This is a genomic window from Cupriavidus sp. P-10 (assembly GCF_003402535.2).
In the GTDB taxonomy this organism is placed as follows: domain Bacteria; phylum Pseudomonadota; class Gammaproteobacteria; order Burkholderiales; family Burkholderiaceae; genus Cupriavidus.
This window is the reverse complement of the sequence record NZ_AP025170.1, coordinates 2,014,325-2,035,863: the sequence shown is the minus strand read 5'-3', so window position 1 is coordinate 2,035,863 and position 21,539 is coordinate 2,014,325. Positions and strand designations below refer to the sequence as shown.

The window sequence follows — 21,539 nt, the reverse complement described above, 5'->3', positions numbered from 1 at the left end:
TCTGATCTCGCGTGAGCGACGATCAACTTCCTCCAGCAGGTTCGATTTGAAGTTCCCGGTAATTGGTCTACCCTCCTAACTCAGGCCCGCGGGGGAGAGGCGGACCCGCAACTGCGCCAGATCAACGAGCGACTGGCCTGTCCTGCTGATCTTCCTAATCGAAGGAGCGGCAATGGATGCAGTCAGGGTGCTGTTAGAAGCCCAGCCGTTGTTCACCTTGTTCCTCACGATCGCGCTGGGCTACGTAGTCGGCGAACTGAGCATAAAAGGAGTTTCGCTGGGGTCCGGAGCCGTTCTCTTTGTCGGATTGGCAATCGGGGGATTTGCACCCAAAGCAGCGCCACCCGCCCTGATCGGGACCCTCGGCCTGCTGCTATTCCTCTATGGCATCGGCATCCAGTACGGCGGGCAGTTCTTCGAGGGCCTGACAAGTGCCCGCGGACTGAAGGCCAACGCGGCGGCCGCTTTGGGGGTGGTCGGCGCCGGATTGATTTCGCTGGCGCTGGCGCCGTTGTTCGGCGTTGGCATGGATGCGTCGCTTGGGATTTTCGCGGGGGCCGGGACCAGCACGGCGACCTTGCAGGCGATCATTGCGGCCACGAAAGGCGACGGCGCTGCGGTTGGCTACAGCGTAGCCTATCCGTTCGGTGTCGCCGGTCCGATTCTGTGTCTCTATTGCCTTGGCGCGGTACTGAAAGCAAAGGTCGAGGCACCGCCGGCAAAGGTCATTGAACTGGCGGAGATCTCGCTGCGGAATCGCGAAATCATTGGCCTCACCATCGCCGAACTGAAAGCGCGCCTGCCAGCCGGGCTGTCGGTTGCCGCGGTGCGGCGCGAACACCATAACCAGCTGCCCACGGAGGATCTTGTCCTGCGGGCAGACGATGTCCTGCTTGCGACGGCCACGGATCCGACGCTGCTTCAGGAAGCAGCGGCACTGCTGGGAGAGTTGCAGCCAGGGCGAATCAGCAGTCATCGGGAGGACCTGGACTATGCCCGGGTATTTGCATCGAGCCGCGCGGTGGTCGGGCTGGCGCTGCAAGACATCCGCTTTCCCGACGGCGTTGCCTGTTCGATTGTCCAGGTGCGAAGGGGCGATGCCGACATGCTGCCCAGGCCCGATCTGATCCTCGAGGTCGGCGACCGTGTCGGCCTGCTGGTCAACCGTGCCCACGCCAAGGCGATGCGCAGCTTCTTCGGTGATTCCATCAAGGGTACCGCCGAGCTGAGCTTTATCTCGATCGGCATCGGTGCTGCCGCGGGACTGTTGGCAGGGATGATCCCGCTACCGATTCCGGGCGTCGGCAAACTGACCCTCGGACTGGCGGCGCTTCTGCTGGTGGCGCTTTATCTTGGCAAGGTTCGTCGCTCCGGGAGGTTCGTCTGGACCATGCCGCTGTCGGCCAATCTGGTACTGCGAAACTTTGGCCTGACCATCTTTCTGGCACAAGTTGGCATTGCCTCCGGGCCTAAGTTTTTCGCGACCATCAGCATGACCGGGATTTCGTTCCTGCTTTACAGCATTGCAATTGTCCTGGCACTGGTGCTGATCACCGCGTTGGCATGCCTGTTGATTTTCAGGCTGCCGTTCGATGTCACCGCGGGTGTCATATGCGGCGCGACAGGGAACCCGGCGATTCTTGCATTTGCCAATCGCGTCGCTCCCACGGATCAGCCGGACCTTGGCTATGCAATGATCTTTCCTTCGATGACGATTGCAAAAATCCTGTTCGTAGAGATTGCCGTGGCCCTGGCCGCCGGATAGCAAGAGGCCCGGGCCCCGCCATCATGCCGGGAGACAAGCGATGAAAGTAGCCGTATTCAGCGCCAAGCCTTACGACCGTGAGTATCTTGACGCCGCCAATGTTGCCGAAGGGCATCAGCTCAGGTATTTCGATGACCTGCTGAGCATGGGAACGGTTGGCCTTGCCGCCGGCCACGACGCTATCTGCATCTTTGTGAACGATACCGTGGATGCGTCAGTGCTCGACGCACTGAAGCGCGGCGGAACGGGCCTGGTGGCGCTGCGCTGCACCGGATTCAACAACGTCGACCTGAAAGCCGCGGCAAGTTTTGACATGAAGGTGGTTCGCGTCGTCAGTTACTCACCGAACTCGGTGGCCGAGCATGCCGTTGCCTTGCTGCTGGCGGTCAATCGCAAGATTCACCGGGCCTACAACCGTACCCGGGACTTCAATTTTTCCCTTGACGGGTTGATGGGATTCGACTTCTGCGGCAAGACTGTCGCCGTGGTCGGCACCGGCAAGATCGGCCGCGTGTTCGCCCGGATCATGCTTGGCTTCGGATGCGATGTCATTGGCTACGACGTATATCACTCGCCTGAGTTCGAGGCCCTGGGGGCACGCTACGCCCGGGAGGGGGAAATCGGAGCCAGCGCGGACATTATCTCGCTGCACTGTCCGCTGACACCGCAGACGCATCACATCATCAATGCCGACACGCTGGCAAGGGCAAAGCCGGGGGCGTTGCTGGTGAACACCAGCCGGGGCGGCCTGATCGATACCGAGGCCGCGATCGATGCGCTGAAGAGCCGGCAATTGGGCGGCCTCGCCCTCGACGTGTACGAGCAGGAGGCGGATCTGTTCTTCCGTGATCTCTCCAGCACCATCATTTCCGACGATGTGCTCCAGCGCCTGGTTTCTTTCCCGAACGTCATCGTGACCGGACATCAGGCCTTCTTCACACGTGAAGCCATGACTACGATTTGCCAGACGACCTTGCGCAGCATCACCGAATTCGAGTCAGGCCAGGCACTGGCCAATGAGATCAAGGTATGACATTGCCAACGTCTGCGGTCGGGGCGCGGTCGATACGATATCGCCACGGTGAACCGACCGCGCCCTCCTTGACTTCCCTGTCACAAAATTTCCAGCGGAGAACGGCATGGATGCAGCAAAGCAACTGGTTCACGCGCGTGAAGTTGGCCTCAAGACCGGCATGGTGCTGCAAAAGCGCCTGAAGAATGCGCAGGAGGCCTATAGCGGCCGCGTGCAGCAAGCCGTTGGGAATCCGGGCGCTGGCCCGGCCATCCCGACGGCAGGGATGGACCCGATGAGCGGCTATGCCTATGCCGTCGACAGCATGCAGCGTGCCATCCTGTTCTGGGACACGCTCAGGCAACGGGGCAATAACTTTGTCGAAAACACCATGCAGGGGCTCAAGCCGGTCCTGCATTTTGGCTACGAGACCGTGTTGGATGCGCGCGAGTTTGAGCGGCCCGTCAACTATGCGCTGCTGAAGATCACGCCGCCCGACGGGGTGGCGATCGATGATAGCCGCCGCCCTTACGTCATCATCGATCCGCGCGCCGGCCATGGTCCCGGCATCGGCGGCTTCAAGGACGACTCGCAGGTCGGGGTGGCACTGCGTGCTGGCCATCCGGTGTATTTCGTCATCTTCTTCCGCGATCCCGAGCCGGGACAGACCCTGCTGGACGTGTGCGAGGCCGAGCAGCAGTTCATCAAGAAAGTGCGTGCGCTGCATCCGCACAGTGCCAAGCCCGCCATCATCGGCAATTGCCAGGGCGGCTGGGCCGCGATGATGCTTGGCGCCTCGGACCCGGACGACACCGGGCCGATCGTCATCAACGGCGCGCCGATGTCGTACTGGAGCGGTGCCTGGAGTGAGGGCGAGGGCGACAACCCGATGCGCTATTCCGGCGGACTGCTGGGCGGGACCTGGCTGGCCTCGTATACGGCTGACCTCGGCAACGGCAAGTTTGACGGCGCCTGGTTAGTCCAGAATTTCGAGAACCTGAATCCGGCCAACAGTCTGTGGGACAAGTACTACAACCTGTACAAAAAGGCCGATACCGAGCCGCCACGCTTCCTGGAGTTCGAACGCTGGTGGGGTGGCTACTACCTGATGAACCGCGAGGAGATCGAATGGATCACGCGCAATTTGTTCGTCGGCAACAAGCTCTGGAGCGGTGACGTCAAGAACGCCGGCGGCAAGGCGTTCGATCTGCGCGAGATCCGCTCGCCCATCGTGCTGTTTGCCTCGATGGGTGACAACATCACGCCGCCGCAGCAGGCTTTCAACTGGGTCGTGGACATCTATGGCAGCACCGAGGAGATCAAGGCGCGCGGCCAGGTGATCGTCGGCATGATGCATCGAAACGTCGGCCATCTCGGCATCTTCGTCTCCGGCAAGGTCGCGCAGAAGGAGCACGCGCAGATCGTCTCGGTGCTCAAGAGCATCGAACTGCTGCCGCCGGGGCTCTACGCCATGGTCATCCATGAGCGCAAGGGCAGCGCTGGCGTGGAGTATGAGGTCGAGTTCGAGGAGCACTCGCTGGAAGAGATCGCCAGCAGGCTTAACCGCTTCGAGCGCGTCGACGAAAGGCCGTTCGAGAGGGTCGCCAACCTGTCGGACTTCACCCAGCGCGCCTACGAGCTGTTTGCTCAGCCTTACGTCCAGGCGCTGTCCAACGAGATGACTGCGCGGGTGCTGCGCGAATTCCATCCGCTGCGCATGCAGAACTGGTTGTTCTCCGACCTGAATCCGTGGATGGCCTGGTTGAAGCCCGCCGCCGACGCGGTCCGGGCCAGCCGGCAGGCGCTGGAGCCGGACCATCCGCTGCGCCAGCAAGAGCAGGCGGGCGCGGAAATGCTCAGCGCCGGTCTGGATGCATATCGTGCCGTGCGCGATGCGATGACCGAGTACACCTTTTTCAACGTGTACGCCAACCTGTTCCCGTTCCTGCCAGGGAGCGAGCCTTCCGCCCGCGCGGGTACCCCGACGGTGACCGACCCCAGGGAGTTGCCGGAAGTCAGAGCGGCGCTGGCCGTGGTCGGGCAAGGCGGATACGCCGAGGCCATTGCCCGGCTGGCCTGCCTGCTGGGCCGCAAGGGTGAGCCGCTGCCGCTGTCCCGGCTGGAGTTGCGCAAGGAACTGGTCACGGACTATGCGGATCTGCTGCCAGAACTAGAGCCGGACGCCTGGCGCAAGCTCCGCGGCCAGCAGGAACTGATCACGCGGTACGCACCCGAGCAGGCGCTTGAGACCCTGCCGGCGCTGCTCAGGCACCAGGCCGACCGGCAGCGGCTGCAGGCCCTGGCGGAGAAGCTGCGAACCGATGAGCGCGTGCTTGGCACCACGCCCACCGCCGAGCAGGCAGCCATGCTTGAGCAGGTCCGCACGGTGCTTGGCACCAAGCCGGAACGCGTGCGTGGCGCGGCCGTTCCGATCAAGCGCGCGTCCTAGCACGCCGTGGGTCGCCTGCATCGCGGGCGACCGTCACCGATGACCCTGACGGAGCAAGCCGTGAACGCCAAGCATGAGAAGTACCAGCGTCTGATTGATTTTTGCAAGACCATGCCGCCGACACCAACTGCGGTGGTCCATCCGTGCGACCAGTCGTCGCTGCAAGGCGCGGTGGAGGCCGCGCGGCTGGGCCTGATCGCGCCGATCCTGGTCGGGCCACGTTCGCGCATCGAGGACGCCGCCCGCGCAGCCAGCCTTGATATCCGCGATTACCCGATCGTCGATGCCGAGCACAGTCACGCAGCAGCCGCGGCAGCCGTGCAACTCGTTCGCGAAAGCAAGGCCGAGGCCCTGATGAAGGGCAGCCTGCACACCGACGAGTTGATGGGGGCCGTGGTCAGGAGCGACAGCGGCTTGCGCACCGCGCGACGCGTCAGCCACTGCTTCGTGATGGACGTGCCGGGGCACGAGGACGCCCTGATCGTCACCGACGCTGCCGTCAACATCGCGCCGACGCTGGCCGAGAAAGCCGACATCCTGCAAAACGCGATCGACCTGGCCCATGCCTTGCGGGTCGAGGAGGTGCGCGTGGCGATCCTGTCGGCGATGGAGACGGTCAACCCGAAGGTGCCATCCACGCTCGATGCTGCCGCGCTGTGCAAGATGGTCGACCGCCACCAGATCACCGGTGCGGTGGTCGACGGGCCGCTTGCGCTGGACAACGCCATCAACCTGGATGCCGCACGGATCAAGAAGATCGATTCGCCGGTGGCGGGGCGCGCCAATGTCTTGCTGGTGCCCGACCTGGATGCCGGCAACATGCTTGCCAAGAGCCTGACCTTCCTGGCCGGGGCCGACGCCGCGGGCATCGTGCTGGGCGCGCGGGTGCCGATCATCCTGACCAGCCGCGCCGACTCGGTCACGACGCGGCTGGCGTCGTGCGCGGTGGCCGCGCTGGTGGCCAGGGCTCGCCGCGAGTCCGGCAAGGTGGCGGGGTGATGCCATGGCCGAACTGATCCTGGTCCTGAATGCGGGTTCGTCGAGCCTCAAGTACTGCGCCTACGATACCCATGACGATGCGCTGCAACTTGTCTTGCGCGGCAGCCTCGACGGACTTTACACGGCGCCGGCGTTCCGCGCGACCGATGCGGCGGGGGCCGAGATCGAGACCAGGCGGTGGGACGCCGGCACCGAACTCGGGCACGAAGGTGCCATCACCTTCCTGGCGGACTTCCTGCGCGGCCATGGGGAAGGGCATACGCTGAGCGCGGTGGGGCACCGGGTGGTGCACGGCGGGGTACGTTTCACCCAGCCGGCAAGGGTGACCGACGCGTTACTGTCGGAACTGGGTACGCTTTGCCCGCTCGCGCCCTTGCACCAGCCCCACAACCTCAAGCCCATCCGCATCCTCGCCGAGCGGCGTCCGGAACTGCCGCAAGTCGCCTGTTTCGACACCGCCTTCCACCGGGCGCAGCCGGAAGTGGCACAGGCATTTGCATTGCCAGCGGAGATAACTGCGCGAGGCGTCAGGCGCTACGGCTTCCACGGACTGTCCTACGAGTACATCGCGAGTGTCCTCCCAGGCGTGGATGCGGGCGCGGCCGCGGGCCGCACCGTTGTGGCCCACCTCGGCAATGGCAGCAGCATGTGCGCGCTGGTGGCGGGCCGCAGCGTGGCCAGCACCATGGGCTTCACTGCGGTGGACGGCCTGCCGATGGGAACCCGCTGCGGCAGCCTCGACCCGGGCGTGATCCTGTACCTGATCAGCGAACTCGGCATGGATGCCCGCGCCATCGAGGACCTGATCTACCGCAAATCCGGCCTGCTTGGCGTCTCCGGTGTGTCGAGCGATATGCGCGCGCTGCTCGCCAGCGACGATGCTCAGGCGCGCTTTGCGGTCGAGTTGTACACGTATCGCATTGCCCGCGAACTTGGCTCGCTCGCCGCTGCCGCGCAGGGGCTGGACGCGCTGGTCTTCACCGCAGGCATCGGCGAGCATGCGGCGCCCATCCGCGAACGCGTATGCCGGCTGGCGGCATGGCTCGGCTTGAGTGTCGATGCCGAAGCCAACGCGGGCGACGGACCGCGCATCAGTTCGGCCTCGGGCCGGGTACCGGTCTGGGTCATCCCGACCAATGAGGAACTGATGATTGCAAGGCATACCAGAGAGGCCCTTGACGAACGCTTCATCGAACGATGAATAGCGACTGCAAGTAACGATCTTATGGACCGAAGCCCAGATGTAGTTCAACGTGACGGCCCATCACTGTAGTGCAGCTCAGACGCCGTTGGCGCGCGTGGCGAGGGTCGGGTCCCGCCGCAGCGAGTGAGTTCCGGCCGTCGTGCGCCAGCTGGGATCGTGACCAGTCCCGACGGTTAGTCAGCCCGGTGCCACTGACCTGACTCGTGACGCACGCTGACCCTTTCATCATTCAGCCGGACTTGCTCCTCATTCACCTTCGGCGAGGTCGCAAGGTCAATGTCGAAGGCGACATTGAGCGCCCGCATGACATGGACATCCTCAATGGGAAGCTCCCAGGTGAGGAATAGCTGCGTGCAATCCTGGTCGGGCGGGAAGTCGGCCACATCAAAGCCGCTGCTGCCGCGTTGAATGACCCCATGAGGCTGGCAGGTATCGAATATCAGGACCGAACCACGGGTCAGGGGGATTCGAAGATCCAAGGACGGAAAATGTACGTCCTGCCCCTTGTCCTCGCTCAGGAAGAGATTGCAGAAGGCCGAACCGCCGTACTGCTCTCCGTCATGGTGATACCTCGCGCCGCGGCAAGCCATGAGGGCGACGTCACCGGAGGCAAGTACTCCGGGCAGTCCAAGCGTGCTCGCCCAGTCAGACACTGCCTGCACGCATTGCGAGTAGGCCGGCCAGCGCGCTCGTGCCCGTGCCAGAGGCAACATCTCGACATCTCCGGGTTCCAAGGTCATGCGGGACGATATCTCCCTGGCCCAATCCGCGAGCAGACGCGCCGGCGGCTCAGGCACGTCGACCTTGCCTGACAGCACGATGTCACTGACGCCCCGACTGCGGATGGCGTCGCCGCTCCAGAAATAGGAGGTCAGGAGGTTTGGGGGCTTGGGTTGCAGGGGAGGGTAGCTCATTGGCTTTGGCTTGACGGTGCACAGCGTGGCGCAGCGGCCCGGACATGGAGGATGGGTTACGAAGCTTTCGTTGATGCCTTGCGTGCCGATGAAGGCGATGATGGCGATGACGGCGATGACGGGGACAGCGGCGCCGACTCCGGCTGCGTGTACGCGATCTCCAGTCGATAGGCCAGCGCCAGGAATAGCGACTGCGCCAGGCACAGCGTGCTGGTCAGCGAGCGAAAGCCGAACGTCGCGGCATCCTGCACCGGCAGCAGCACCTCGGCATGGTCGGCCAGCGGACTCAACTGGCTGTCGCTGATCGCAACGATGCGGGCCCCGCGCGCGGCGGCGTCCTGCACCGCCAGCAGCGTCTCTTGCGCATACGGCTCGAACGACACTGCCACCATCACATCGCCCGGCCGCAGCGCCCGCAGTTGTCCCTGCTGCATTTGACCCAGGCCATTGAGCCACTGGATTGGCTTGCCGGTGTGCTGCAGGGCGTAGACGAGGTACGCGCCCACCGGGAAGGCGCGGCGCGAGGCCATCAGCCACACGGAAGGCGCCTGGACCAGCAGTTCCACCGCCTGGTCAAACGGCATGTCCGCCGCGCCGCGCTGCAGGGCCTCCAGGCTTTCGATGCTGCCCGCAATCACCTCATGCGCGATCCCGCTGCCCGTCAGTGGCCCGCCGGTGGTACGGATCAGGTCGCGCAGCCGGTCCTGGTAGTTGGCATTGGGTGCGAGCTGTCGCGCGGCGCTGTCGCGGAACAGCCGCTGCATCTGCGAGAAACCGGAGAAGCCGAAGTGCTTGGCGAAGCGGATGATCGCGGACGGCTGGACCTCGCATTGCCGGGCGATGTCGTTGACGCCCTGCAGCGCCAGGCGCTCGCGATTGGCCTCCACATACTGTGCAATCGCCCTCAGTTGCTTGCTGAGCGCGGGGAAACCGCTTTGCATCGCGGCAAGGAAGGCGTCGGCGTCGGGGAAGGGGTGCTCAGTGCTCATGGGGCAGTGTTCATCGGGCGGAATGTAGAAAAGCGTAGCTGGGGGCGGCGGTGCAAGCTGGTCGAAGTGCGGAATAGAAAATATTTTCGCACAAACAAAAAAACAGAACAAATTTTCTAAGTCTGGGCTATGATGGCCTCACCCTGCGCGAACAACGGCATATCAAACGCATGCCCTGGCAGCGCCTCCGACCCCCTTGCTGACGCCCGAGTCGAACCCACAACCAGCATGCACCTTCCAAATTTTCCCGCCGACCGCGACTTCGACGTAGCCTGCCTCGGCCGGCTCGCCGTCGACCTCTACGCCCAGCAGATCGGTTGCAGCCTGGAATCGGCCAGCACTTTTGCCAAGTACCTCGGCGGCTCGTCGGCCAATATCGCGTTCGGCACCGCGCGGCTGGGCCTGCGCTCGGCCATGATCTCCCGGGTCGGCAATGAGCAGAACGGCCGCTTCCTGCTTGACACGCTGCGCCGGGAGGGCTGCGACGTGAGCCAGGTGCAGGTCGATGCCGAACGGCTGACCGGCATGGTACTCCTTGGCATCAAGGATCAGGACACCTTCCCGCTGCTCTTCGCCCGCGAGAATTGTGCCGACATGGCGCTGGACGCCAATGGCATCGACGAAGCCTTCCTTGCCCGCTGCCGCAGCCTTGTCATCACCGGCACGCACCTGAGCACACCGGGCGTGCTGGCCGCTTCGCGGCGTGCGCTGGAGATCGCCGGGCGCCATGGCCTTGTGCGCGTGCTCGACATCGACTACCGCCCGGTGCTGTGGGGCCTGACCGGCAAGGGCGACGGCGAGACGCGCTATATCGGCAACGCCAGCGTCAGCCGCCATCTGCAGGAGCAACTCGGCGCCTTCGAGCTGATCATCGGCACCGAGGAAGAGTGGATGATCGCAGGGGGCTCCGATGACCTGATGACCAGCCTGAGCCAGGTGCGCACGTGCACCAGCGCCACGCTGGTGGTCAAGCGCGGCCCGCTCGGCTGCACCATCGTGCAGGGCGACATTCCGGCCCGCATCGACGATGCGCTGACCGTCCACGGCGAGCGCGTCGAGGTGCTCAACGTGCTGGGCGCCGGCGATGCGTTCGCGTCCGGCCTGCTGTCCGGGTTGCTGCGTGGCAACGGCTGGAGCGAGTCTGCGGCCATCGCCAACGCCTGTGGCGCCATCGTGGTGTCGCGCCATGGCTGCGCGCCCGCCATGCCGACGCCGGCCGAGCTGGAACACTGGTTCTCCGGGAACCGCCATCCGCGCCCCGACCAGGATGCGCAGCTTGCACACCTGCACCGCGTGTCGGTGGCCCGCCCAGCGTGGCCGGAACTATATGTACTCGCCTACGATCACCGCGCCCAGTTCGAAGACCTGGCCCGCGCGGCGGATGCCGACCCCAGCCGGATTCCGGCTCTCAAGACACTCATCAATGAAGTCGTGGCGGAGGTCGAAGGCGACAACGGCTGCCGCGGAAAGATCGGCGTGCTGATAGACGGCCGTCTCGGCGAAGCCGCGCTGCACGGCGCCACCGGCCGCGGCTGGTGGGTGGGCCGCCCCATTGAATTGCCCGGCTCGCGGCCGCTGCGCTTCGACGGCACGCGCTCGCTTGCCTCGGAACTGGCTCATTGGCCGCGCGAGCAGGTGGTCAAGTGCCTGGTGTTCTACCACCCGGACGATCCCGCCGCGCTGCGCGCCGAGCAGGACGAAGCCTTGCAGGTGGTGTGGGAAGCCACCCGGCACAGCGGTCACGAACTGTTGCTGGAAGTCATCCCGCCCAAGGACACGCTGGCGGCCGACGACGAGGGCCAGGCCGTGGTCGGCGCGATCCGCCACCTTTACGACATCGGTCTGAAGCCGGAATGGTGGAAGGTCGGCGCGATGTCCGGGCGCCAATGGCAGGCGCTCGAAGCCCTGGTGCAGGCGCGCGATCCCTGGTGCCGTGGCGCCGTGATCCTCGGCCTGAACCAGCCGGTCGACCAGCTGGTGGCGGGCTTCGCGCAGGCGACGTCGCCGCTGGTAAAGGGCTTCATGATTGGCCGCACGGTCTGGGCCGACGCCAGCCAGGCCTGGCTGCGCAACGAGATCGACGATGCCGCGTTCCGCCGGCAGGTGGCGGCGAACTTCCGCCGCCTGATCGCCGGGTGGCGGGCCAGCCGTGCGGTGGCACCGACCGAGGCAGCTATCGAACAGGGGGTGCAATGAACCGCGCAGACCCAAGCGTGACGCCTCGCGCCGTGGCCGCCACGCGGCCGAGTCTCCTCGTGAAGGGGGCGCAGGCTGAACGCGTGATCGTCGACGTCACGCCGCAGTCGGCCGGATGGACGTATATCGGCTTCAAGGCGCTGCGCCTTGCCGATGGCGAAACGGAATCCCTGGCGACCGCGGCACGCGAACTGTGCGTGACAGTGCTGTCCGGTGAGGTCGACGTCCACGTCGGCGACCAGCGATATTCGGCGCTGGGGAGCCGCCAGTCCGTGTTCGAGGACCAGTCGCCGTACGCCGTCTACGTGCCGCCGGGGCGCGAGGTCCGCATCGACGCACGCGGTGGCGCGGAGGTGGCACTCAGCACCGCCCCGGCCCAGGGCCGTCTGCCGGCCCGGGTCATCGAACCCGGCCAGATGCGCCGCAGCGTGCGAGGCGAGGGCGCCAACACGCGCTACGTCTGCGACATCCTGCCGGAAAGCGAACCGGCCGAGTCGCTGCTGGTGGTGGAGGTGATCACGCCGTCGGGCCATTCCTCCAGCTACCCGCCGCACAAGCATGACAGCACTGGCGCAGCGGAAACGGCGCTGGAAGAGACGTATTACCACCAGCTCAACCCGCCGCGGGGCTTTGCCTTCCAGCGCGTGTACACCGACGACCGCAGCCTGGACGAGGCCATGGCCGTCGAGCACCGCGACACCGTGCTGGTGCCGCGCGGCTATCACCCGTGCTGCGCGCCGTATGGCTACGACCTGTATTACCTGAACACGATGGCCGGGCCCGAGCGCCGCTGGGCATTCCGGAACGATCCCGCCCACGAGTGGATGCTCACCCGCTGACAAGCCAACGCTGTTTCACAAGGGAACGCAACGATTCCCACCTGTACACAATCAAGGAGACACCATGAAGCGCATCTTTGCCCGCGTGCTGGCTTGCACGCTGCTGGCCGCCGGCTGCGCCGCCGCGCACGCCGAGACGTTCCCCAGCCAGCCGGTCAAGTGGATCGTGCCCTACGCCCCGGGCGGGACCACCGACGTGATCGCCCGCGGTCTTGCGGTACAGATGGGCAAGGACCTGGGCCAGCCTGTGGTCGTGGAGAACCGCCCGGGTGCGGCCAGCATCATCGGCGCGACTGCCATCGCCCGCTCGGCGGCAGACGGCTATACCGTCGGCACCGCCGATTCCGGCACGCTGGCATTCAATCCGGCGATGTACGCCTCCCTCACGTACAACGCCGACAAGGACTTCACCTTCATCGGCGGGCTGGGACGCATGCCGCTGGTGCTGGCGGTCAACCCGTCGTTCCCGGCGCGCGACCTCAATGAATTCATGGCGCTGGCCCGCAAGACGCCCGGCAAGGTGACGTCGGCCTCGTCCGGGCCCGGCTCGCCGCTGCACGTCGCGCTGGAACTGTTCAAGCAGCGCACGAAACTCGACATCCTGCACGTTCCGTACAAGGGATCGTCGCCCGCGTTGCAGGACCTGATGGCCGGACAGGTGCAGGCGATGTTCGTCGACCTCCCGCCGAGCCTGTCGCTGATTCGTACCGGCAAGATCCGCGTGCTTGCGGTGGCCACGCCCAAGCGGCTCGCCATCCTGCCAGACGTGCCGACCATGGCCGAGGCGGGCCTGTCCGGCTTCGAAGCCTACGCCTGGCAGGGGTTCGTCGGGCCCGCCAAGATGCCGGCACCGGTGGTGAACCGGCTGAACAAGGAACTTGTGGCAGCGCTGCAGCACCCTGAGACCCGCTCCAGGCTGGAAGAACTGGGCATCCAGCCGATGCCAATGACCGTGCAGGAGTTCACCCAGTTCGCACACAGCGAGCAGAAGCTGTGGGCAGGCGTGATCAAGGCCGCTGGCATCCGGCTGGACTGACCGCCGTCCGGCACCCGGACAACGCCGCCCCAATCGCCCCAATCGCCCGAAGACGTTCCGCGAGCGCCCCCGCCTTTCCTTACCTCTTTCGCAAAACAGGGTTCCACTCATGAGCCGACCGAATCTCCAACGACGCGCCGCACTGCGCGGCATCGCTGCCATGGCCGCCACGGCGGCTTGCCCCGCCTTCGCGCAGGGCGGCACGTATCCGTCCCGTCCGATCGAGCTGATCGTACCGTTCGCGCCGGGTGGCGGCACTGACGTGCTGGCGCGCGCGTTTGCCGAAGCCGCGCGCAAGCACCTGCCGCAGAGCATTGTCATCCTGAACAAGTCCGGTGCCAGCGGCGGGGTGGGCTGGTCCGACCTCGTCAGCGCCCCGCCGGACGGTTACCGGCTGGCCGTCATCACGGTGGAACTGACCATGATCCCGCACATGGGTCTGATCAAATTCACGGCCGACGACATGGTCCCCATCGCGCGCCTGAACGCCGACCCGGCAACCATCGCCGTGCGCGCCGATTCGCCGTACCAGACCATTGAACAATTCCTGGCCGCCGCGAAGAAGCAGGCCGGCATGGTACGCGTGGGCAACGCCGGTCCCGGCTCGCTTGGGCACCTCTCGGCCGCAGCGCTGGAAGAAAAGGCCGGCGTCCAGTTCAACCATGTGCCGTTCCGCGGCGCCAACCCCGCAGTGCTGGACTTGCTGGGCGGCCATATCGAAGCCGTGGCCGTCACGCCGGTCGAAGTTGCCACCTATGTGGCCGCAGGCAAGGTGCGTCCGCTGGCGGTGATGTCCGAGACGCGTATCAAGTCGGGCTGGGAGAACGTGCCCACGCTGAAGGAACGGAAGATCGACCTCGTGATCAACGGCTGGCGCGGCATCGCGGCCCCGAAGGGCACGCCGCCGGAAGTGGTAGCCGTATTGCGCGCCGCCATCGCCAAGACCATGCAGGAGCCGGGGCTGCGCGAGACCATGGCGAAGCAGAACATGGGAGAGGGCTACCTCGACGAGCCGGACTTCAAGCGCGTGATCGCCCGCGACAACGCCACGTTCAAGCAGCTCATTAACCGCCTCAACATCAAGGCTGCCTGACGCCTTCTGGCAGCGGCAAATGGCGATATCAACGCCGCCAGGTGCGCATCCGCAGTGAATGAGAGGCGATCAGCCAATGTCCCGCTCGTAGCCATGAGATCTCCGAGGTTGAGACTCAGACGAGTTCGGTCCCCTTTCAAGGGCGGACATTAAATCAGTGCAAATGGCTATGACGGATTCCGCTCTGGATTTTTGAAAATGGAGGCAAAACCTAAAATAAATAATCTGAATGTCCATTGGCAAGTCTGATGTCATATTGGCCAGCGGCGAGCAGGTGCCTGCGTCGACGGTGGTGTGGTGCGGCGGGATGCGCGCACATCCGTTGAATGAACGCCTCGCCGTGGAACTGGACAGGCTGGGACGCGTGCCTGTCGACCACTTTATGCGCGTCGAGGGGATCAGCAACGTCTTCGCCGCCGGCGACGCCGCCAACGCAAAAATCGATGGCGAACATGCCTCCGTCATGTCGTGCCAGCACGCGCGGCCGATGGGACGTTTTGCGGGCCACAACGCGGCAAGCGAGTTGCTGGGCCTGCCAATGCTGCCATTGAACATCGACTGGTATACGACGATCCTCGACCTCGGCCCTTGGGGAGCGGTCTACACGGAAGGATGGGATCGGCGCCTGGTGGCGGAGGGCGCAGTGGCCAAGCAGACGAAGATCGTCATCAACCGCGAACGTATCTACCCGCCAAGAACCGGCAACCGGGAAGACATCTTGTCTGCCGGCGCACCGGCAATCCAGCGACCACCAGCATATGGCGGGACCGTCGGGAAGTCATAGACGGTTCGTTACTGCCGCGCGATCCAGCACAGTTTGCGGCCGCGCGGCAATCAAGACGCTGGAATACGCATTGCATTGAAGCTCCACACGCTGTGTGGCGCCCAGCTATTGCCTGCGACATAAGAAAACGGCGCCCTGCTGCGGTGGCGAAGCCTTTCACCCCAAGCGCCCGGAGGAGAATCAGATGTATTACCTGCGCTTCCATCATAGCGACGACAGGGCGACGCTTTGGGCGTTACGAGGAACGTACGCATTTTCCAAGCGCAGCTCCGTCTACGCCACTGCGGGATTGATCGACAACGGCGGCCAGCTTGCGATGTCGGTGAGCAGTGGCGCAACGGGAGCGAATCCCAAAGCCGGCGGAAATCAGTTTGGCGCCATGCTTGGGATGAAGCATATCTTCTGACGGCGCTTGCCGGGCATCTGGCGCTGGATGCGTCCGATGCCCCTCAAGTAATCGATGCCGCTGCGCCGTCAGTTGCTGGTCGCGAAGCAGTACAACTTCCCGGCGCCGCCGGTGCGCACCAACGCTTCCTGGCTGCAGCCGGCCGTTTGATGCGAGAAGTTCCAGCTCGTTGACCAGTTGTCCTGCAGCGGGCCAGAGCGGTCGTGGTGACCGACGATCGCCGAGCCGTCGCTGCTGCTGGTCCACGCCTTGCACGTGGTGTCAGTCTGCGGCGCGAACGCGGTGCCGTCGGCGCGCGAGCCGGTCAGGATGTCGTGCTCGTTGGGCTGATCACTGCGGCCCTTCACCGTGTTGCCCTTCTCGTCGAGCGCGGTGTCCTTGGTGATGTTGGCATTGTTGTGCAGCGCGGTTATGTCACGCGCGATCAGCGTGCCCTTGGCGTTGTACCAGGGGCCGGCGCCAATGCGGTCGCGCGCGTGCGTGCCTTGCACCGCCGGCGTGCTGCCCTGCGCGATGGTGCCCGGCGCGCTGAGGTAGGCGCGCCAGGTCTTGCCGCCGGCGCCAGCGGCAGCCGCCAGGCGTTGGCAGTGAGCGTCTGCGCCGCTCAAACCGCCGAGATCACCGCCCTTGCCGGTGCCGACACTGGTGACGAAGAAGCTCATCGGGCCGGTGGTCGGCCCGGAGGTCGACCCGGAGGTCGGCCCGGTTGTCGGCCCGCTTGTCGGCCCAGTTGTCGGCCCAGTTGCGCAGGCGGCCAGCAGCACGACCGCTGTCGCCGTCAGGGTGAAGACTCGTGTCTTGCTCATCGGGAGGCTCCTTCGGTGGTTGAAGTGCTGCGCATAATATAGTCGACGGCTGCCGTTGCGTCCTCAGGATCTTCCCCGCTTCCGGGGTTCCCAGGCGAATCCTTCGAATTCGGCGATGGACCAAAAAAATGCCCGCCGTGATTAACGGCGGGCATTCCCTGATAACGAAAACGGTGGCGGAGCGCCGGGCTTACTCCAGCTTCGCCCCCGAACGCTCGACGATGTCCTTCCATTTCTTGTAGTCAGACTGCACCAGGTCGGAGAACTCCTTGGTCGTCATCAGCCTGGCTTCCGCGCCTTGCTCCTGGATCGCGTGGATCATCGCCGGCGTGGCGAGGACTTTGTTCACTTCGGCATGGATGCGGTTGACCACCTCGGGCGGCGTCTTGGCCGGGGCGAACAGGCCGTACCAGGTGCTGACGTCCACCTGCTTGTAGCCGCTTTCCGCGACGGTGGGCACGTCAGGCAGCGACGTGCTGCGCGTGGCCGAGGTCACGGCCAGCGCGCGCAGCTTGCCCGCCTTGACCTGCGCCAGCGCCGACGGCACCGATGCCACCATCAGGTCCACGTTGCCGGCCAGCGCGTCCATCATCGCCGCGTTGGAGCCCTTGTAGGGCACGTGCAGCAGCTTGATCCCCGCCGCATGGCTGAAGATCTCGGCGGCCAGGTGGATGGTCGTGCCATTGCCCGGCGAGCCGTACTTCACCGCGCCCGGCGCACCGCGCGCGGCGGTGACCACGTCGGCCAGCGTCTTGAAGCGCGAATTGGCCGACGTGACGATCACGATCGGGGTGTAGGCGACATGGCTGATGGCGATCAGGTCGCGGTTCGGCACATAGTTGACCGACTTGTACAGCCACGGCGCGACCACCAGGTTGTCCTTCTGGCCCATCACCAGCTCGTAGCCGGTCGGCGCTGCCCGGACCGCTTCGGCGATGCCCAGCGTGCCGCCGGCGCCCGGCTTGTTGTCCGGCACGAAATTCCACTTGGTGGCCTGGCTGACCTGGGTTGCCACCAGCCGGGCCAGGATGTCGGTGCCGCCGCCGGGCGGGAACGGAATTACCAGCCGGATCGGCTTGGTCGGAAAGCTGGCGGGGGTTTGCGCGAGCGCGCTCGTCAGTCCGCATGCCACCAGCAGTGCGGCAAAGAGGGCCTTCAACATCTTGTTTCTCCTCGATCGAAATCTTGCGGGGCGGACCCTGGCTTGCTGCCTGTGAACCTGGCGGATTGCGGCGGTGTCGGGCACTGGAACGGCCCGGAGCGGATGGCGGGGAACGTCTGGATCGTGCGGTGGCGAGGCAAGCGCAGGGCTTCGGCCCTGGTCGCGAAACGACATTTTCGCATATTAGGTATGCGTTGGCCCGATATCGCCGTCGGGCGGGGCGTATGGTCGCGTTGGCGCGCGGCGCGATTAGCCAGCCAGCGCGCGGCAGAGCGATTGCAGGTCACTGAGGATCAGGTGCGGGTGCGCGCCGCTGCGTTGCCATTGCGCGGTGTGCGGGCCGTCCGGGCGCACCAGCCACGCGGCCTGCAGTCCCGCGCCGAGTGCGCCGACGACGTCGAGGTCGGGATCGTCGCCGACATGCAGCATCAGTTCCGGCGGCGTATCGACTGCCGCCGCCGCCGCGTGGAAGATCGCCGCCGCCGGCTTGGCCGTGCCGAACGTCCCGGCGCTGAGCGCCGCACGGAAGAAGTGATGGCCGCCGGTGACCTTCAGGTCGGCGTTGCCGTTGGACACGGCCACCAGCGGGAAGCGTTCGCTGAGCCATTCCAGCGCGGGCAGCGCGTCCTCGAAGAATTCGACCTGCTGCCGCGCGGCAAAGAAGGCGTCGTACGCGTCTTCGGCCAGGCTGGCGTCCTCGCCGGCCATGTCCAGCGCCAGCAGGATCGAGCCGAGGCGCAGGGCCCGGTAGTCATGCGCGAGATGCGGGTTCTCGCCTTCATAGCTGGCGCGCAACTCGCGCAGCACCTCGGGTGAGGTCAGCACTCCCGCCGTCTTCGGCGCGTGCTGCAGCAGCCAGGCCAGCAGCGTTGCCTCGGCGCGGGCCACGGCGGGGCCGAACGGCCACAGGGTGTCGTCGAGATCGAAGGAGATGGCGGAGACCTTGGTCAGGCGCATGGGACGGGGACGCTGCGGATTGGCGAGGGGGATGGGGTCTGGTAGCTTACCACCGCGAAGGCCCGGTTTCCGGGCCGTCAACCGCATGGAGCGTCGATGTGCCGACCACGCCATAATTTCGCGCTGACCGCATGTTGTGGCTAGAATCCGCCAAGACGATCCACGATCTCGCTGCGAAACGATGATCCGCCTTGTCCTGATCCTGTTGGGGTTTGACTACCTGCGCCAGCGCGCGCGCGGCATGTTCTGGCTCGGCATCGGGTTCCTGCTGGCAGGGGTCGTGCTGTTCGTCGACGGACTGGACAGTGCGCGCTTCTTCCCGCTGGAATGGTTCGCCGGCCTGTTGCTGGCGGGCGGCCTCGGCACGCTGGTCGTTGCCCTGGTGGGCGCCGGCGGCCTGAAGACGATGCGCCTGTTCAAGGGCCTGGCGCTGGTGCTGGCAGCGTCCCTGGTGCTGGCCGGGCATCATCACGGGCACTTCTGGCTGTCGATGATCTTTGGCACGCTGTTCCTGGCCGACGGGTTGCTGCAATGCGTGTCGGCATCGGTCGTTCGCTTTCCGCGCTGGCGCTGGGCTGTCGGCACGGGCATGCTGGAAGTGCTGATCGCGATCTTCTTCTACCAGCCGTATCCCACCAACTACCAGGGCACCGTGCCCTATGCGCTGTCGCTATGGCTGTTGTTCGGCGGCTGGAGCATGGTCATGCTTGCCTACCGCGCCATCCGCGTGCCGGAGACCGCCACGATCGAAAGCCTGATGCACGGGCCGCGCCGGCGCCGGGGCGACGCCGCGAGCCACGGCGGTTCCCACTGGACGGACGCATCGCATGCCCCGGCCAGAAGGGTCACCAAGACGCTGTTGTTCGCGCCGGCCGAGCACGCGGCACACCTGCCCGACGAAGGCGCGCCCGGACTGACCGTGCATGTCTGGACGCCATCCGGTTCCGTGCAGCAGCCGCTGCGGCGCCGCCCGGTATTCGACCGCTACATCGCCGCCGTTGACGCCAACGGTGCGATCTGGACCGGCCATACGGCGCTCGAGGCGCCCGAAGGGGTCTACATCAGCTTCGATCCGGCCGAGCCGCTCAGCCGCACGCCGGAAAGCGTGACGCAGGCGCTGCGCGCATCCGCCGACAACGATGTGCCGGGCGTGTTCGAGCCCGACTATGCCACCGAGGCGTCGCGCCGCGGCGACTCCACCGTGCGCGTGCACCTGCGCAACTACGACGCGGCACGCCTGCAGCGCTTCTGGCATGCCTGGCGTGCCGATACCACCTACAACCTGACCTATCGCAATTGCGCCGTCAGCGTGGCGCGTGCGTTGGAAGCCGCCGTGGAAGGCGCGCTGATGCGCAGGCGCGGAAGGCTCGGCATACGCGGCCAGCGGCAGTCGTGGACGCTGCTGCTGCAGACGCTGTGCATGCCCGAGCTATGGCTTGCCGCGCAGATCCGCAAGCGCGGCAAGACCATGGCGTGGACGCCGGGGCTGGTGCGCGACTATGCGCGCGCCCTGAGCCTGCTGGTCGATCCCCATCCGCACCCGCACGCGCACGCGCACCCGCGCCGGTTCTGGCGGCTCGGCCTCGCCGCGATGAACCGCTGGCGGCGGCAGCGCCGGCAATGGCGGGCGGACGATAACCAGGTGCAGGCGGAATAGCCCGCGCGCAGTGCGTGGTTGCCCCGGCACGCGTGGCCGAAATGGCTGGCGCCAGCAACGGTGCCGGCGGCCGGGGCCGAACTTCTGCCGGCGCCCCGTGTCGTTAGCTCCATGGCCGTGCAACCCGCAATGACACAGGACGACGCATGAACCTTGAACTCCTCCTCGATCATCCCTGGTTTGGCACATGGACCGCGGCGCTGGTCGCCGTCATCGTCGCGCTGATCGCGCATCGCCTTGGCGGCCTGCTGCTGTTGCGCATTACCCGCGCCGCGCCGGTGCTGCATGCCATCGTCATCAAGGCGCGCGCACCGGCCAAGGCGGTGCTGCCGCTGCTGGCATTGCAGACGGTGTGGCAGGCGGCGCCGGACGACCTGCGCTGGATCGGCAATGTGCGGCATCTCAACGGGCTGCTGATGATCGTTGCCACCACCTGGCTGGCGGCGCGCATCATCGCGGGCTTTGCGCAAGGCGTGCTGGAACGGCACCCGGTCGACGTGGCGGACAACATGGGCGCGCGGCGCATCCATACGCAGACGCGGGTGCTGTCGCGCATTGCCATGTCCCTGGTGATCGTGATGGGCGCGGCGATGCTGCTGATGACCTTTCCGGGTGCGCGGCAGGTCGGCGCCAGCCTGCTGGCCTCGGCAGGCGTGGTTGGCCTGATCGCGGGCTTTGCCGCCAAGCCGGTGTTCAGCAACCTGATCGCCGGCCTGCAACTGGCGCTGACCCAGCCAATCCGGCTCGACGATGTGCTGATCGTCGAAGGCGAGTGGGGGCGCGTGGAGGAGATCACCGGCACCTACGTCGTGCTGCGGATCTGGGACGATCGCCGCCTCATCATCCCGCTGCAGTATTTCATCGAGAAGCCATTCCAGAACTGGACCCGCAGCAGTTCAGAACTGATGGGATCGGTGTTCTTCCACGTGGACTACGGCATGCCGCTGGCACCGTTGCGCAAGGAGCTGGAGCGCATCGTCCACGCGGCGCCGGAGTGGGACCGGCGCTTCTTCAACCTGGTGGTGACCGACGCCACGGAGCGCACCATGCAGCTACGCGTGCTGTGCACCGCGGCCTCGTCCGGGCTGGCGTGGGACCTGCGCTGCGTCGTGCGGGAAGGGCTGATCGACTTCATGCAGCGCGAATATCCGCAGCATCTGCCGCGGCTGCGGATCGAAGGGGAGGGCGGGGGCAATGGCGAGAGCGGTGCCGCGATGCGCGGCGCCGCCGTGCAGGCGGCCTGACGCGGCCGCGCCGGGCATTCCCCTTGC

At 65.8% G+C, this 21,539-nt stretch carries 17 protein-coding genes and 1 pseudogene; 13 read left to right on the top strand and 5 right to left on the bottom strand.

The window, feature by feature from the left end; all coding sequences use genetic code 11:
* Positions 1 to 172: 172 nt before the first annotated feature.
* From CTP10_RS09350 to CTP10_RS09330, 5 genes are all read left to right on the top strand, one after another.
* Entirely contained in the window at positions 173 to 1,765 is a 1,593-nt protein-coding gene (locus CTP10_RS09350; RefSeq protein WP_116320543.1) for an aspartate:alanine exchanger family transporter, read from the top strand.
* A 40-nt stretch (positions 1,766 to 1,805) separates the two neighbouring features.
* Positions 1,806 to 2,798 (top strand): 2-hydroxyacid dehydrogenase, encoded by a 993-nt coding sequence (locus CTP10_RS09345; protein ID WP_116320544.1) that lies wholly within the window; start codon positions 1,806 to 1,808, stop codon positions 2,796 to 2,798.
* 106 nt (positions 2,799 to 2,904) lie between these two features.
* Complete coding sequence (locus CTP10_RS09340) at positions 2,905 to 5,226, top strand: DUF3141 domain-containing protein (RefSeq protein ID WP_271815148.1); 2,322 nt, start codon at positions 2,905 to 2,907, stop codon at positions 5,224 to 5,226.
* Between the two features lie 39 nt (positions 5,227 to 5,265).
* On the top strand, positions 5,266 to 6,225 hold the full coding sequence (locus CTP10_RS09335) for a phosphate acetyltransferase (protein ID WP_116324084.1): 960 nt from the start codon (positions 5,266 to 5,268) through the stop codon (positions 6,223 to 6,225).
* Between the two features lie 4 nt (positions 6,226 to 6,229).
* Positions 6,230 to 7,426: an acetate/propionate family kinase gene (locus tag CTP10_RS09330; RefSeq protein WP_271815147.1), complete on the top strand. Its 1,197-nt coding sequence runs from the start codon at positions 6,230 to 6,232 to the stop codon at positions 7,424 to 7,426.
* A gap of 176 nt (positions 7,427 to 7,602) precedes the next feature.
* Here CTP10_RS09330 and CTP10_RS09325 read toward each other — a convergent pair whose 3' ends face one another.
* Together CTP10_RS09325 and CTP10_RS09320 are read right to left on the bottom strand one after the other, a co-directional pair.
* A complete protein-coding gene (locus CTP10_RS09325) occupies positions 7,603 to 8,343 on the bottom strand; it encodes a hypothetical protein (RefSeq protein WP_116320564.1) in 741 nt (246 codons plus the stop codon).
* A gap of 56 nt (positions 8,344 to 8,399) precedes the next feature.
* Positions 8,400 to 9,332, bottom strand: coding sequence for a MurR/RpiR family transcriptional regulator (locus CTP10_RS09320; protein WP_116320565.1), 933 nt, complete (start codon positions 9,330 to 9,332; stop codon positions 8,400 to 8,402).
* Positions 9,333 to 9,560: 228 nt separating this feature from the next.
* On the opposite strand from CTP10_RS09320, the gene CTP10_RS09315 reads away from it, so the two are divergent.
* From CTP10_RS09315 to CTP10_RS09290, 6 genes and pseudogenes are all read left to right on the top strand, one after another.
* Positions 9,561 to 11,528 (top strand): bifunctional 5-dehydro-2-deoxygluconokinase/5-dehydro-2-deoxyphosphogluconate aldolase, encoded by a 1,968-nt coding sequence (locus CTP10_RS09315; RefSeq protein WP_116320566.1) that lies wholly within the window; start codon positions 9,561 to 9,563, stop codon positions 11,526 to 11,528.
* Entirely contained in the window at positions 11,525 to 12,367 is an 843-nt protein-coding gene (gene iolB, locus CTP10_RS09310) for a 5-deoxy-glucuronate isomerase (RefSeq protein WP_116320567.1), read from the top strand. The genes CTP10_RS09315 and iolB overlap by 4 nt, the downstream gene beginning before the upstream one ends.
* 64 nt (positions 12,368 to 12,431) lie before the next feature.
* Positions 12,432 to 13,403 (top strand): Bug family tripartite tricarboxylate transporter substrate binding protein, encoded by a 972-nt coding sequence (locus tag CTP10_RS09305; protein ID WP_116320568.1) that lies wholly within the window; start codon positions 12,432 to 12,434, stop codon positions 13,401 to 13,403.
* Between the two features lie 109 nt (positions 13,404 to 13,512).
* Complete coding sequence (locus tag CTP10_RS09300; RefSeq protein WP_116320569.1) at positions 13,513 to 14,496, top strand: tripartite tricarboxylate transporter substrate binding protein; 984 nt, start codon at positions 13,513 to 13,515, stop codon at positions 14,494 to 14,496.
* Positions 14,497 to 14,725: 229 nt separating this feature from the next.
* Positions 14,726 to 15,280, top strand: a complete 555-nt coding sequence (locus CTP10_RS09295) for an FAD-dependent oxidoreductase (RefSeq protein WP_116320570.1) — start codon at positions 14,726 to 14,728, stop codon at positions 15,278 to 15,280.
* Positions 15,281 to 15,461: 181 nt separating this feature from the next.
* Positions 15,462 to 15,686, top strand: a pseudogene (locus CTP10_RS09290) (porin); the annotation flags it as partial.
* A gap of 68 nt (positions 15,687 to 15,754) precedes the next feature.
* Here CTP10_RS09290 and CTP10_RS09285 read toward each other — a convergent pair.
* The 3 genes from CTP10_RS09285 to CTP10_RS09275 form a co-directional block, all read right to left on the bottom strand.
* Positions 15,755 to 16,492: a hypothetical protein gene (locus tag CTP10_RS09285; protein ID WP_116320571.1), complete on the bottom strand. Its 738-nt coding sequence runs from the start codon at positions 16,490 to 16,492 to the stop codon at positions 15,755 to 15,757.
* Between the two features lie 190 nt (positions 16,493 to 16,682).
* Positions 16,683 to 17,654: a Bug family tripartite tricarboxylate transporter substrate binding protein gene (locus CTP10_RS09280; RefSeq protein ID WP_116320572.1), complete on the bottom strand. Its 972-nt coding sequence runs from the start codon at positions 17,652 to 17,654 to the stop codon at positions 16,683 to 16,685.
* A 249-nt stretch (positions 17,655 to 17,903) separates the two neighbouring features.
* Positions 17,904 to 18,611 carry an HAD-IA family hydrolase gene (locus CTP10_RS09275; RefSeq protein WP_116320573.1) on the bottom strand — a complete coding sequence of 236 codons (708 nt, stop codon included), beginning with the start codon at positions 18,609 to 18,611 and terminating at the stop codon, positions 17,904 to 17,906.
* Positions 18,612 to 18,792: 181 nt separating this feature from the next.
* Between CTP10_RS09275 and CTP10_RS09270 the strand changes: the two genes are divergently transcribed.
* A complete protein-coding gene (locus CTP10_RS09270; RefSeq protein WP_116320574.1) occupies positions 18,793 to 20,268 on the top strand; it encodes an HdeD family acid-resistance protein in 1,476 nt (491 codons plus the stop codon).
* Between the two features lie 146 nt (positions 20,269 to 20,414).
* On the top strand, positions 20,415 to 21,512 hold the full coding sequence (locus CTP10_RS09265) for a mechanosensitive ion channel family protein (protein ID WP_116320575.1): 1,098 nt from the start codon (positions 20,415 to 20,417) through the stop codon (positions 21,510 to 21,512).
* The last annotated feature ends 27 nt before the right edge of the window (positions 21,513 to 21,539 follow it).

Excerpts from the sequence above, each read along its gene's own strand:
- CTP10_RS09350 (WP_116320543.1), top strand. The coding sequence starts at position 173 with ATGGATGCAGTCAGGGTGCTGTTAGAAGCCCAGCCGTTGTTCACCTTG.
- CTP10_RS09345 (WP_116320544.1), top strand. The coding sequence starts at position 1,806 with ATGAAAGTAGCCGTATTCAGCGCCAAGCCTTACGACCGTGAGTATCTT.
- CTP10_RS09340 (WP_271815148.1), top strand. The coding sequence starts at position 2,905 with ATGGATGCAGCAAAGCAACTGGTTCACGCGCGTGAAGTTGGCCTCAAG.
- CTP10_RS09335 (WP_116324084.1), top strand. The coding sequence starts at position 5,266 with ATGACCCTGACGGAGCAAGCCGTGAACGCCAAGCATGAGAAGTACCAG.
- CTP10_RS09330 (WP_271815147.1), top strand. The coding sequence starts at position 6,230 with ATGGCCGAACTGATCCTGGTCCTGAATGCGGGTTCGTCGAGCCTCAAG.
- CTP10_RS09325 (WP_116320564.1), bottom strand. The coding sequence starts at position 8,343 with ATGAGCTACCCTCCCCTGCAACCCAAGCCCCCAAACCTCCTGACCTCC.
- CTP10_RS09320 (WP_116320565.1), bottom strand. The coding sequence starts at position 9,332 with ATGAGCACTGAGCACCCCTTCCCCGACGCCGACGCCTTCCTTGCCGCG.
- CTP10_RS09315 (WP_116320566.1), top strand. The coding sequence starts at position 9,561 with ATGCACCTTCCAAATTTTCCCGCCGACCGCGACTTCGACGTAGCCTGC.
- iolB (WP_116320567.1), top strand. The coding sequence starts at position 11,525 with ATGAACCGCGCAGACCCAAGCGTGACGCCTCGCGCCGTGGCCGCCACG.
- CTP10_RS09305 (WP_116320568.1), top strand. The coding sequence starts at position 12,432 with ATGAAGCGCATCTTTGCCCGCGTGCTGGCTTGCACGCTGCTGGCCGCC.
- CTP10_RS09300 (WP_116320569.1), top strand. The coding sequence starts at position 13,513 with ATGAGCCGACCGAATCTCCAACGACGCGCCGCACTGCGCGGCATCGCT.
- CTP10_RS09295 (WP_116320570.1), top strand. The coding sequence starts at position 14,726 with ATGTCCATTGGCAAGTCTGATGTCATATTGGCCAGCGGCGAGCAGGTG.
- CTP10_RS09285 (WP_116320571.1), bottom strand. The coding sequence starts at position 16,492 with ATGAGCAAGACACGAGTCTTCACCCTGACGGCGACAGCGGTCGTGCTG.
- CTP10_RS09280 (WP_116320572.1), bottom strand. The coding sequence starts at position 17,654 with ATGTTGAAGGCCCTCTTTGCCGCACTGCTGGTGGCATGCGGACTGACG.
- CTP10_RS09275 (WP_116320573.1), bottom strand. The coding sequence starts at position 18,611 with ATGCGCCTGACCAAGGTCTCCGCCATCTCCTTCGATCTCGACGACACC.
- CTP10_RS09270 (WP_116320574.1), top strand. The coding sequence starts at position 18,793 with ATGATCCGCCTTGTCCTGATCCTGTTGGGGTTTGACTACCTGCGCCAG.
- CTP10_RS09265 (WP_116320575.1), top strand. The coding sequence starts at position 20,415 with ATGAACCTTGAACTCCTCCTCGATCATCCCTGGTTTGGCACATGGACC.